10 protein-coding genes are annotated in these 12,633 nt (G+C 62.9%); 3 read left to right on the top strand and 7 right to left on the bottom strand.

Going from position 1 to position 12,633, the window contains the following annotated elements; translation table 11 throughout:
- Nucleotides 1-871 (top strand): OmpA family protein (locus VF672_RS15015; protein WP_331105364.1); only part of this gene is annotated, 871 nt, incomplete at its 5' end.
- Nucleotides 872-1,040: 169 nt separating this feature from the next.
- Here the strand turns inward: VF672_RS15015 and VF672_RS15010 are convergent.
- From VF672_RS15010 to VF672_RS14995, 4 genes are all read right to left on the bottom strand, one after another.
- A complete protein-coding gene (locus VF672_RS15010) occupies nt 1,041-2,741 on the bottom strand; it encodes a bifunctional protein-serine/threonine kinase/phosphatase (protein ID WP_331105363.1) in 1,701 nt (566 codons plus the stop codon).
- Nucleotides 2,742-2,744: 3 nt separating this feature from the next.
- Complete coding sequence (locus tag VF672_RS15005; protein WP_331105362.1) at nt 2,745-3,956, bottom strand: nitrate/nitrite transporter; 1,212 nt, start codon at nt 3,954-3,956, stop codon at nt 2,745-2,747.
- 265 nt (nt 3,957-4,221) lie between these two features.
- The gene (locus VF672_RS15000; RefSeq protein ID WP_331105361.1) at nt 4,222-4,797 is read right to left on the bottom strand and encodes an ANTAR domain-containing response regulator; all 576 of its coding nucleotides are present in this window, start codon (nt 4,795-4,797) and stop codon (nt 4,222-4,224) included.
- 12 nt (nt 4,798-4,809) lie between these two features.
- Nucleotides 4,810-6,018, bottom strand: a complete 1,209-nt coding sequence (locus VF672_RS14995) for a CmpA/NrtA family ABC transporter substrate-binding protein (protein WP_331105360.1) — start codon at nt 6,016-6,018, stop codon at nt 4,810-4,812.
- A gap of 269 nt (nt 6,019-6,287) precedes the next feature.
- Between VF672_RS14995 and VF672_RS14990 the strand changes: the two genes are divergently transcribed.
- Nucleotides 6,288-7,310 (top strand): quinone-dependent dihydroorotate dehydrogenase, encoded by a 1,023-nt coding sequence (locus tag VF672_RS14990; RefSeq protein ID WP_331105359.1) that lies wholly within the window; start codon nt 6,288-6,290, stop codon nt 7,308-7,310.
- 188 nt (nt 7,311-7,498) lie between these two features.
- Here the strand turns inward: VF672_RS14990 and rmf are convergent, their stop codons facing one another.
- Entirely contained in the window at nt 7,499-7,714 is a 216-nt protein-coding gene (gene rmf / locus VF672_RS14985) for a ribosome modulation factor (RefSeq protein WP_081955331.1), read from the bottom strand.
- Between the two features lie 567 nt (nt 7,715-8,281).
- On the opposite strand from rmf, the gene rlmKL reads away from it, so the two are divergent.
- The gene (gene rlmKL / locus VF672_RS14980; protein WP_331105358.1) at nt 8,282-10,552 is read left to right on the top strand and encodes a bifunctional 23S rRNA (guanine(2069)-N(7))-methyltransferase RlmK/23S rRNA (guanine(2445)-N(2))-methyltransferase RlmL; all 2,271 of its coding nucleotides are present in this window, start codon (nt 8,282-8,284) and stop codon (nt 10,550-10,552) included.
- Between the two features lie 176 nt (nt 10,553-10,728).
- Here the strand turns inward: rlmKL and VF672_RS14975 are convergent, their stop codons facing one another.
- Both VF672_RS14975 and VF672_RS14970 read right to left on the bottom strand, forming a co-directional pair.
- Nucleotides 10,729-11,865 (bottom strand): sugar ABC transporter permease, encoded by a 1,137-nt coding sequence (locus VF672_RS14975; protein ID WP_331105357.1) that lies wholly within the window; start codon nt 11,863-11,865, stop codon nt 10,729-10,731.
- A partial coding sequence (locus VF672_RS14970) for an ATP-binding cassette domain-containing protein (RefSeq protein WP_331105356.1) occupies nt 11,862-12,633 on the bottom strand: 772 nt, incomplete at its 5' end. The genes VF672_RS14970 and VF672_RS14975, both read right to left, overlap by 4 nt.

Genomic DNA, 12,633 nt, shown 5'->3' with positions numbered 1-12,633 from the left:
CGGTTCTGTTGGCTACTTCCTGACCGACGACGTTGAATTGCGTCTGGGCTATGACGAAGTGCACAACGTCCGTAGCGACGATGGCAAGAACATCAAGGGCGCGAACACCGCTCTGGACGCTCTGTACCACTTCAACAACCCGGGCGACATGCTGCGTCCATACGTCTCGGCTGGTTTCTCCGATCAGAGCATCGGTCAGAACGGCAGCGGCGGTCGCAACCGCTCTACCTTCGCCAACATCGGCGGCGGTGCCAAGCTGTATTTCACCGACAACTTCTATGCCCGTGCTGGCGTTGAAGCTCAGTACAACATCGACCAGGGCGACACCGAGTGGGCGCCAAGCGTCGGTATCGGTGTGAACTTCGGCGGCGGTTCGAAGAAAGTTGAAGCTGCACCGGCTCCAGTAGCTGAAGTGTGCTCCGACAGCGACAACGACGGCGTCTGCGACAACGTTGACAAGTGCCCTGACACCCCTGCAAACGTGACTGTTGACGCTAACGGCTGCCCAGCTGTTGCTGAAGTCGTTCGCGTTGAGCTGGACGTCAAGTTCGACTTCAACAAGTCGGTTGTGAAGCCAAACAGCTACGGCGACATCAAGAACCTGGCTGACTTCATGAAGCAGTACCCACAGACCACCACCACTGTTGAAGGTCACACTGACTCCGTCGGTCCTGACGCTTACAACCAGAAGCTGTCCGAGCGTCGTGCAAACGCCGTTAAGCAAGTTCTGGTTAACCAGTACGGTGTTGGCGCTAACCGCGTGAACTCGGTTGGCTACGGTGAGTCCCGTCCAGTTGCTGACAACGCAACTGACGCTGGCCGCGCTGTAAACCGTCGCGTAGAAGCACAAGTAGAAGCCCAAGCTAAGTAATTAGCCCCGCTTCACGAAAAACCCGGCTCCGGCCGGGTTTTTCTTTGCCTGCGATTTAACACGCTGTCATTCAGATGCGATCCAATCACCCCGTGAGTGACTAAGGTGCTCAAGCGTGGGTGCTTTGGAATCGATTCAGGCTGGGCGTTCAGGCCGGTTGCCTAACCGGCTATCGGTCAAGTAACAACACCCACAGCACCAGATTAATGACCAGCGACACTAAAGCTACGGTGCGCCATACCTTAAGCGGTTCACGCTCTAACAGGGGGATGGGCCGTTTGTTTGGCGGGGAGAGTTCACCCTGTTGAAAGTGCATGAGCCAGTGCTCGGCAGTTTCGAAGCGCTTCAACGGATCAGCCTGCAAGGCGCGTTGCAGGTGCTGCTCCAGCCATTCCGGCGCGTCGGGGCGGTAGCGGCTGAGCGGCAGCGGCGTGCCAAAGCGGCGGCGCTGGAACGGCTCGATTTCGCCGTAGGGGTAGTGACCGGTCAGCAGGAAATACAGCGTGACGCTGGCGCCATACAAATCGAAGGCAGGGGCGGGTTCTGCACCGTCGAAGGCTTCAGGGGCCATGAAGCTGGGCGTACCGGGCACTTCGCTGCCTTGATCCACCGAGAGGCCGGGGCTGTAAGCCAGACCGAAATCCAGAATGCGCAGACCTCCGGTTTCCTCCAGCAGCAGATTTTCCGGTTTGATGTCACGGTGAATAATGTTGCGACGGTGCAGCAGGCCGACGGCACCGATCAGTTCCTGCGCCAGGCTCAACCACTGGGGCAGCGCCATCGTCCCTTCCCGGTCAAAGATTTCAGCCAGAGTCTGGCCGGAATATTCTCGCATCACGTAGTACAGATGCTGGCGTTGGGTGAGCGGGTGAAGCTCGGGATAAAAGCGGCCGGCCACGCGCCGCAAAAACCATTCTTCAAGCAACAAGGCCTCCGCCGCACCCGCCTCATCAAGGCGCGAGGGCGGCAGCGTTTTCAATAACCACGGCTGGCGCTGGCTGTCGCGTACCCGGTAGAGCAGGGATTGCCGCGAGTCGCCCAGGCGCGCCTCGACCTGCCAGCCTTCGAACGCCTGGCCTGCTTTGAGAAGCGGCGGGACCGGCCATTGCTGCAGCTGCAGCAGCGTCTCACCCAGGCTGTCAGAGCCCAGCTGATCGACTTGAATAAGGAGGGCGCTGGCGTTGTCGGCACTGCCGGACAGGTGCGCGGCGTTGACCAGTGTTCGCACGGTGGTTTCAAGGTCTGCCTGTTCATTGAGGATCGAGCCGATTCGGCCATCACCCAATGTCGCCCAAACCCCGTCGCTGACTAGCAGCAAGCGTTCGCCGGAGCGCAGTTCGCCGTCCAGGTAGTCCATGACCACGTATTGGTCCAGACCCAGCGCGCGCTTCAATACGTGTTGCATGTCCGGCTGTTCCCAGACGTGGTCCTGGCTGATCCGCTGAAGCACGCCTGAGTGCCATCGAAACGCTCGGCAGTCGCCGACGTGGGCCAGGGTGAAGCGGCGCCCGCGCAAGACCAGCGCACTCAGGGTGGTCAACAAGCCGTTGGCCAGGAGCCAGCGATTCTGGGCCAGCAGCAGTCGGTCGAGGGCTTGGGCGACGCTCCAGGTTTCCGGCGTGGCGTAGTAGTCCATCGCCAGCCCCTGGAGCGTGGCCCGAGACGCCAGCCCGCCGTCGGCGCACTGGCTGACACCGTCAGCGAGGGCGAACAGGTAACCTTTGCTCGCAGCGAGGGCCGGGGCAGGGGTGACCACGCGAATGGCGTCCTGATTCTCCGTCCGCGGCCCGGTGGCGCTGAACTCGGCGACGCGCAGTTGCAAGCCGACCGCTGCGGACGCGGCGGGGGTGATGGGCTCATTGACGCTCATGCGTTAGACGCGAGCGGCGGTCACAGCGGCCGAGCCCCAGGTGGTTCTCCAGCGGCGCTTGACGTTCATCAGGCCGAACCAGGCCAGCACGCCGAGGAACGCGAACAGCCACAGGCCCAGCTGGTACTCGCCGGTGTTCTGCTTGATGGCGCCGAGCCCTGCGGCGAGCAGGAAGCCTCCGATACCGCCGGCCATGCCGATCAGGCCGGTCATCACGCCGATTTCCTTGCGAAAGCGTTGTGGCACCAGTTGGAACACCGCGCCGTTGCCGGCACCAAGGCCGAGCATGGCTGCGACGAACAGTGCCAGTGCGGCCCATGAGCTCGGCAGATTGAAGCCGACGGCGGCGATGCAGATGGCGGCAACGGCGTACATGCCGGAGAGCGTACGGATGCCGCCGAAGCGGTCGGCGAGGGCGCCGCCCAGTGGCCGCATCATGCTGCCGCCGAAGACACAGGCGGCGGTGTAGTAGCCGGCCGTCACCGGGCTCAGGCCGTATTGATCGTTGAAGTAGCCGGGCAGCGCGCTGGCAAGGCCAATGAAGCCGCCGAAGGTCACGCTGTAGAAGAACATGAACCACCAGCTGTCGCGGTCACCCAGGGCTTTGAAGTAGTCACTCATCGACTTGGCTTGCGGGCGTTCCGGGGCGTTTTTTGCCATCAGCGAAAACGCGATGAGGGTCAGCAGCAGGGGCACCACGGCAAAGCCGAACACATTGTTCCAGCCAAAGCTGGCGGCGAGAACGGGCGCGATCAGTGCGGCGAACACCGTGCCGGAGTTGCCGGCACCGGCAATGCCCATCGCTTTGCCCTGATGCTGCGGCGGGTACCACTGCGAGGCCAGCGGCAGGGCCACAGCGAAGGACGCGCCGGCCATGCCGAGAAACACGCCGAGCAGCAGCGCTTGTTCGTAGCTGTGAATGCCCAGTTGCCAGGCGCCGAGCAACGCGACGATGACGATGATCTGGCCGATGATGCCCGCGGTCTTGGGAGACAGCTGGTCGGCGAGCATGCCCATGATGAAGCGCAGCACCGCACCCGCCAGAATCGGCGTGGCGACCATCAGGCCGCGTTGCTGGGTGGTCAAATGCAGATCGGCGGCAATCTGCACCGCCATGGGCCCGAGCAGGTACCAGACCATGAAACTCAGGTCGAAATACAGGAACGCTGCGAACAGTGTCGGTTTATGGCCGGCTTTCCAGAAACTCGTGTTCATCTACCACCTCATCTGCAGGGATTCGTGTTCGGCGCAGGGCTTGCTCGCACCGCTACGGGTCAGGTCATGCAGGCGAAGCACCAGACCGGCACTCCACCCGCCCCGATGTGTTCAGGGCAAAAACGAAAAAACGCCGCAGCCCTGTGCGCTTTCGCGAAGGGGTGCGACGTCTTTGTCGTGAGTGGGCAACCGCCGTTGGCTACCTGTGGGTTTTACCTAGCAATACATGGGCCAGAGACGACATCGGCTCGCGCGCGCGGCGCCATCAACCCAACAATTCGCTCATGGCGATGATCTGTTCCGCGACCTGGATCAGCTTCTGCTGCCGGCTCATGGCCTGGCGTCGCATCAGCGTGTAAGCCTCTTCCTCGTTGCATTGCTTCATCTTCATCAACAACCCCTTGGCCGTTTCGATGCGCTTGCGTTCGGCCAGTTGCTGATCGCGGGCATGCAGTTGCGCGCGCAGGTCCTGATCGCTTTCGAAGCGGGCCATGGCGACGTCGAGAATCGGCTGCAGGCGCTGTGCGTGAATGCCTTCGACGATGTAGGCGCTGACCCCGGATTTGATCGCCTGACGCATCACGCCCGGGTCATGCTCGTCGGTGAACATCACGATGGGGCGCGGCAGGTCACGGGTGACCAGCACCACTTGCTCAAGCACATCACGGCCGGGGGATTCGGTGTCGATGAGGATCACGTCCGGGCGCACGGCCTGGACGCGGGCAGGCAGGTCGATGATCAGCCCGGCTTCGTCGATCACCTCAAAGCCGGCTTCGGTCAGCGCCGCTTTCAGTCGCCCGACCTTTTTGGGTGTGTCGTTGATCAGCAGGATTCGCAGCATGTCGGCGTCTCCTCAACGATCAGCATGGGCAAGCGCGGTATCGGCCAGCGCGTGGAGCTTGAAGCTGCGGGCGTAACGCGCCGGGTCGCTGCCGTCCCAGATTTTTCCGTCGATCAACTGGCTGCTGCGCATCGGCGATGGCGGCACGGCGATGCCCAGTGCTTCGGCGGCGTGGCGGTACAGGTCGAGCTGCTGGACGCTGCGGGCGACGCCCAGGTAGTCCGGGTCTTCACGCAGCAGGCCCCAACGGCGGAACTGGGTCATGAACCACATGCCGTCGGACAGCCACGGCATGTTCACTTGGCCGTCGCCATGGAAGCGGATGGCGTGGTGGTCGTGCCACTGATTGCCCAGCCCGTCGTCGTATTCGCCCAGCAGTCTCGATTCGATGGCCGCGACGGGCGCATTCACGTACTCGGCACCGCTGAGCAACTGCGCGGTGCTGCGCCGGTTGTCGAGGTTCTCTTCGATGAAGCGGCTGGCTTCCAGTACCGCCTTTATCAGCGCCCGCGTTGTGTTGGGGTATTGCTGGGTAAATTCCAGACTGCACGCCAGGACTTTTTCCGGATGATCGGGCCAGATCGCCTGGGAGGTCGCGAGGGTGAACCCCAGGTTCTGCTGAACCGCGCTGGCGCCCCATGGCTCTCCGACGCAGAAGCCGTCAATGCGCCCGGCCTGCAAGTGCTCGACCATCCGCGGCGGCGGCACCACCACGCTGTCGACATCGCGCAGCGGGTGGATGCCCTGACTCGCCAGCCAGTAATAAAGCCACAGCGCGTGATTGCCGGTGGGGAAGGTCTGGGCGAAGGTCAGTTTTGAGTCGCTTTGGTGCGTGCGCCGGTCCAGTGCATCAGGAGTGGTCACGCCGGCGTCTTGCAGCGAGCGTGACAGGTTGATGCTCTGGCCGTTCTGGTTCAGCCCCATCAGCACCGCCATGTTTTTCGCCGGCCCGGCGAGCCCCAGTTGCATGGCGTATACCAGGCCGTACAGGCTGTGGGCAGCATGCAGTTCGCCGCTGACCAGTTTGTCGCGCAGGTTCGCCCACGAGGTCTGCCGGTGCAGGTTGATGTGCAGGCCATGGGGCTGGGCGAAGCCCTGGGTCGCGGCGACGATCAGCGAGGCGCTGTCGGTGAGCGCCATGAAACCGAGGTCGACGCTGGCCAGTTCCGGTGCATCGCTGCCGTTGACCCAGGCCAGCGAAGGGTTGAGCGTGTCAGTCATGATTGCCATTCCGCGTGGTCGGAGCGCCGGTCAGTGCTGCCGATCGTCCAAAAAAAACGTCGCCTCGCCCGGGTCGAACCGGGGCGACAGCGACGTCAGTGTCCTGTGTCTCGCTCCGCCATTGGACCGAGTCAATACAGGGCGTGAAGCAAGCGATATGCCAGCGGCGCAAATGATTGCCGGCAAACTGCTCGACATGCCTCGCGCTCGGCCCGTACCGGCGCTTATAATCCGCCGCTGATCCCAGCCGCAATCGAGCCGCGCCGCCCATGTATAACCTGGCCCGCCAGTTACTGTTCAAACTCTCCCCTGAAGCTTCCCATGATCTGTCCATCGACCTGATCGGAGCGGGGGGGCGTCTGGGCCTCAATGGCCTGCTCAACAAAGCGCCGATGCAGCTGCCGGTCACGGTCATGGGCCTGCGCTTTCCCAACCCGGTCGGGCTGGCGGCCGGGCTGGACAAGAACGGCGCGGCCATCGACGGCTTCGCCCAGTTGGGCTTCGGTTTCGTCGAGATCGGCACCGTCACGCCGCGTCCGCAACCGGGCAATCCGAAACCGCGTATTTTCCGTCTGCCCCATGCCGAAGCCATCATCAACCGCATGGGCTTCAACAACCTCGGCGTCGACAATCTGGTCAGCCGGGTCCAGGCCGCGCAATACAACGGCGTGCTGGGCATCAACATCGGCAAGAACGTCGACACGCCGGTAGAGCGCGCCGTCGACGATTACCTGCTCTGCCTGGACAAGGTCTACGCCCACGCCAGTTACGTCACCGTCAACGTCAGTTCGCCCAATACTCCGGGCCTGCGCAGCCTGCAATTCGGGGATTCGCTCAAGCAACTGCTCGAAGCCCTGCGTGTGCGCCAGGACGCGCTGACCCTGATCCACGGTAAGCGCGTGCCGCTGGCGATCAAGATTGCCCCGGACATGAGCGATGAAGAAACCGTACTGGTGGCCAGCGCCTTGCTGGAGTCGGGCATGGACGCGGTGATTGCCACCAACACCACCCTCAGCCGTCAGGGCGTCGAAGGTTTGCCCCACGGCGACGAAGCGGGCGGATTGTCGGGCGCGCCAGTGCGCGAGCAGAGCACGCACATCGTCAAGGTGCTGGCGGGCGAGCTGGGCGGGCGGTTGCCGATCATTGCCGCCGGCGGCATTACCGAAGGCAGGCACGCCGCCGAGAAGATCGCGGCCGGGGCGAGCCTGGTGCAGATTTATTCCGGGTTCATTTACAAAGGGCCGGCATTGATTCGCCAGTCGGTGGACGCGATCGCCTCGATGTCCCGCTGAACCTTGATACCAAAACAGGGGGATACGAAAACAGGGGGATACGAAAAGAGGCGGATACGAAAAGAGGGGTTCCGACTGGAACCCCTCTTGGGCCTTAGCCCGCCGCCCGGGTGGGACGTGCGTGGTGTAGGTGAAACGGTCAAGAATGTCGAAGAAGCTTTAGGTCGGGCTGTATCGTGAGGGTTGCGTCAGCCGACCGCGTGAAGTTCGTTGAGTCTGTGAATGCCCGCAGTGCCGGTCATACCGTCCCAGTTGTCGCCGCGTCCTTCTCGCCAGCCATTGATCCAGGCTTGACGCACTGACGGTAGAGTAAAGGGGCAAAGCTCACGGGATTTACCAGATACGCCGTATTGATATCCGCGCGAAAATGCTCTTTCCAACGGATCACGCTTAAGTCTTCTCATAGGGTGTTGCCCTCGTTTGTTGACTGTAATGTCCCTGGAGACCTCAGGTTGAGGTCGGGCAGAACTGCTCTGCCATTCATCGCCCGCTGCCGGCGTCGCGGGGCTTGATGCCATCACCGTTGCGGCGATGGCCTGGATGAGTTCTAACCAATGAGGCGTACCCTGTGAATGACCGTTTCGTCATAAGAACGTCACAGGTAAAGCATAAGTGAGCTAAGCCCAGCCGGGTTTCGCAAGCATTTTTTTCACGAAGCCCCTTGAACCGCGGTTCTTGAGCCGGCGTGCAAAAGTTTCGCAATTACGACTGATGGCCGTTTACACCCGGCAAGAAAACGACGAAGGGTCGGCGATGTGACTTTTTATTGCCGCTGCCGTCGTGCTGAATAGTCTTTTTAAACATCACCCGTCGGCACGTCCTGTTGACGGACCGTCGCACTCGAAATGTATCGGTGCGAGGGACAGGCACAAATTGTGTGCCGCGCAGGCGTCCTCCTTGAAAGGCGTCTGTTGGAATCGGGCCGGACAATGCGTTGTCCGGCCGCTATAGCCCAAGGCTCTGGAATACTCATGTCGGACCGCTACGAACTTTTCCTCACTTGCCCCAAAGGCCTCGAAGGCCTGCTCGCCGAGGAAGCCACGGCCCTTGGTCTGGAGGAAACCCGCGAACACACCTCCGCCATCCGTGGCACCGCCGACATGGAAACCGCCTACCGGCTGTGTCTGTGGTCGCGCCTGGCCAACCGGGTGCTGCTGGTGTTGAAGCGTTTCCCGATGAAGGACGCCGAGGACCTGTACCACGGCGTGCACGACATCGAGTGGGCTGACCACCTGGAGCCGGAAGGCACGCTGGCGGTGGAGTTCAGTGGTCACGGTTCGGGCATCGACAACACCCATTTTGGCGCCTTGAAAGTCAAGGACGGCATCGTTGACCGCCTGCGCACCGCCGATGGCGTACGGCCTTCGGTCGACAAGCTCAACCCGGACCTGCGTGTCCACCTGCGTCTGGACCGGGGCGAAGCGATTCTGTCCCTGGATCTGTCCGGCCACAGCCTGCACCAGCGCGGCTACCGTCTGCAGCAAGGTGCCGCGCCGCTCAAGGAAAACCTCGCCGCCGCGATCCTGATCCGTTCAGGCTGGCCGCGCATTGCCGCTGAAGGCGGCGCACTGGCTGACCCGATGTGCGGGGTGGGCACCTTCCTGGTGGAGGCGGCGATGATCGCTGCCGATATCGCGCCCAACCTGAAGCGTGAGCGCTGGGGTTTCTCCGCGTGGCTGGGTCACGTGCCGGCGATCTGGCGCAAGTTGCATGATGAGGCCCTGGAACGCGCCCAGGCGGGTCTGGCCAAGCCGCCGCTGTGGATCCGCGGCTATGAAGCCGATCCGCGCCTGATCCAGCCAGGACGCAACAACGTCGAGCGCGCCGGCCTGAGCGAGTGGATCAAGATCTACCAGGGCGAAGTAGCGACGTTCGAGCCGCGTCCCGACCAGAACCAGACCGGTCTGGTGATCTGCAACCCGCCGTACGGCGAGCGTCTGGGCGACGAGGCAAGCCTGTTGTACCTCTATCAGAACCTCGGCGAGCGGCTGCGTCAGGCCTGCCTGAACTGGGAAGCGGCGGTGTTCACTGGCGCGCCCGATCTGGGCAAGCGCATGGGCATTCGCAGCCACAAGCAATACGCGTTCTGGAACGGCGCGCTGCCGTGCAAGCTGCTGTTGATCAAAGTGCTGCCGGATCAGTTCGTCACCGGCGAGCGTCGCACCCCGGAGCAACGTCAGGCCGAGCGTGAGCAGGCCGCTTACGATCAGGCGCCGGACGAACCGCAGGAGCGCCAGTACAACAAGAACGGCAACCCGATCAAGCCGACCCCGGCACCGGCGCCGGTCGTTGAGCAGCCGCGCCTGAGCGAAGGCGGGCAGATGTTCGCCAATCGCCTGCAAAAGAACCTCAAGGCGCTGGGCAAATGGGTCAAGCGTGAAGGCATCGACTGCTACCGCGTCTATGATGCCGACATGCCCGAGTACGCCATGGCCATCGACCTGTACCACGACTGGGTCCACGTGCAGGAATACGTCGCGCCGAAGTCCATCGATCCGGAAAAAGCCTCGATCCGCATGTTCGACGCCCTGGCGGCCATTCCGCAGGCGCTGGGCATCGACAAGAGCCGTGTGGTGGTCAAGCGTCGCGAGCGCCAGAGCGGGACCAAGCAGTACGAGCGCCAGAGCGCCCAGGGCAAGTTCAACGAGGTCAACGAAGGCGGCGTGAAGCTGCTGGTCAACCTCACGGATTACCTGGACACCGGACTGTTCCTCGATCACCGGCCGATGCGCATGCGTATCCAGCGCGAGGCGGCGGGCAAGCGCTTCCTCAATCTTTACTGCTACACCGCGACCGCCAGCGTCCACGCTGCCAAGGGCGGCGCGCGCAGCACCACCAGCGTCGATTTGTCGAAAACCTACCTGGACTGGGCACGCCGCAACCTCTCCCTGAACGGCTTCTCGGACAAGAACCGTCTGGAGCAGAGCGACGTGATGGTGTGGCTGGAGGCCAGTCGCGATGAGTACGACCTGATCTTCATCGACCCGCCGACGTTCTCCAACTCCAAGCGCATGGAAGGGGTGTTCGATGTGCAGCGCGATCAGGTTCAACTGATCGACCTGGCGATGGCGCGGCTGGCACCGGGCGGCGTGCTGTATTTCTCCAACAACTTCCGCAAGTTCCAGCTCGAAGAGACGCTGGTGGAGCGTTACGCGGTGGAAGAGATCACCCAGCACACCGTCGATCCGGACTTTGCCCGCAATGGCAAGATCCACCGGGCGTGGAAGATCACGGCGCGATAACAGCCGGGCAGCGCGGATGCGTTCGCCTGTGGCGTAGGGTCATGCAGGGGGCTGCGCGAATACTCAGGTGTTCGCGCAGCCTGCTGTTAGAAACACACACCACACACACCCACAGAAGCGCCATCCCTGGCGCTCCTCATCGCTCTCATCACGTGCGGGCATTCATTCGTCCGTTCTCACCGGCGCCCGGCCCGCGTGCTGACGTCCACCCACACAGCCAGCACCAGAATGCTGCCCTTGACGATCATCTGCCAGTAGCTGTCGACATCCAGCATGGACATGCCATTGTCGAGGCTGGTGATGACCAGAGCGCCCAGCAGTGCGCCATAGACGGTGCCCGAGCCGCCGCGCATGGAGGTGCCGCCGATGAAGCAGGCCGCAATGGCGTCCAGTTCGCCCATGTTGCCCGCCGACGGTGAGCCGGCGGCAAGGCGCGCGGTGTTGACCAGACCGGCGAGGGCGCACATCACGCCCATGATCCCGAAAATCCACAACTTCACCGCCTGCACGTTGATGCCGGACAGGCGCGTGGCCTCCATGTTGCTGCCCACCGAATAGATGCGCCGGCCGAACACGGTCTGGCTGGTGATGTAGCTGAACACGCCGAGCAGGACCAGCAGCAGCAGGACCGGCACCGGAATGCCGTCGTAGCTGTTCAACGTATAAACGAACCCGGCGAGAACGGCGCCAATCGCAACGACGCGCACCACATCCCGCAGCGGCGAATGCGCGGCCAGACCGTGCAATGCGCGGTTGCGCCGCTGACGCCAGGTCAGGAACAGCGTAAGGGCAAAGAGCAGCACGCCGAGGACGATCCCCACCAGCGGCGGCAGATAACCCTGGCCGACGTAGACCAGTTCCGGCGACACCGGCGCGATGGTGGTGCCGCCGGTGATGCCCAGCAGAATCCCGCGAAACGCCAGCATGCCGCCCAGGCCGACGATGAACGAAGGAATGCGCAGGTACGCGGTCATGCAACCGTTGGCGAGGCCGATCAACAGCCCGCAGCCAGCAACGATGCACAGGTTCAGCGCCAGCGGCACGTGGTACACGACGTCGAGAATCGCCGCCAGGCCGCCCAGCAATCCGAGTAACGAACCCACCGACAGATCGATTTCGCCGCTGATGATCACCAGCACCATGCCACACGCGAGAATGCCGGTGATCGACATCTGCCGCAGCAGGTTGGACAGGTTGCGCGGTGTCAGGAAGCCGCCGTCGGTTTCCCAGCTGAAGAACAGCCAGATGACCGCGATGGCGATGACCAGTGCGAGCATTTTGTACCGGGTAAACAGTTGCTTGAGCTGATTCATTGATGCGCTTCTCCCACAGCACCGGGCCGGTCGTTATTGTTGTTTTCGTGCGCGGCGAGGGGGCCGCCGGCCTGGCTGAGCGCCGCGGCAAGCACCTGCTCCTGGGTCAGTCCCTGGTTGATGAAATCGCCACGCAGTTGACCTTCACCGATCACCAGGACCCGGTCGGAGACGCCCAGCACCTCGGCCAGCTCCGACGACACCATGATGATCGAGACGCCGCTCGCCGCCAGCGCGCCCATCAGTTTGTAGATTTCGTATTTGGCGCCCACGTCTACGCCGCGCGTGGGCTCGTCGAGAATGAGCACCCGTGGCCGGGTCAGCAGCATTTTCGCCAGCACGGCTTTTTGCTGGTTGCCGCCGGACAGGCTGGTGATCGGCAAAAACGGGCTGGCGGTCTTCAAGTGCATGCGCGCGATTTCCTTGTCGATGCTGCCCAGTTCGGCTTCCGCGTCGATGCGGGTCAGGTGGGCAAAGCTGTCGAGCACGGCAAGGGTGATGTTCTGACCGACGCCCAGGTCCGGAATGATGCCCTGACGCTTGCGGTCCTCGGGGACCATGCACAGGCCCGCGCGAATGGATTTGAGCGGCGTGCGGGTGTCGATGGGTTTGCCCTCCAGCCACACCTCGCCGGTGTAACGGCCCGGATAGGCCCCGAACAGCGCCGAAACCAGTTCGGTGCGGCCGGCGCCGACCAGCCCGGCGATGCCGAGAATTTCCCCGCGCCTGAGCCGGAACGAGATGTCGTCCACGCGCTTGCGTTTCGGG

Origin of the sequence: Pseudomonas sp., assembly GCF_036387035.1 — a bacterium.
GTDB lineage: Bacteria > Pseudomonadota > Gammaproteobacteria > Pseudomonadales > Pseudomonadaceae > Aquipseudomonas.
This window is presented reverse-complemented; position numbering and strand designations above follow the sequence as displayed.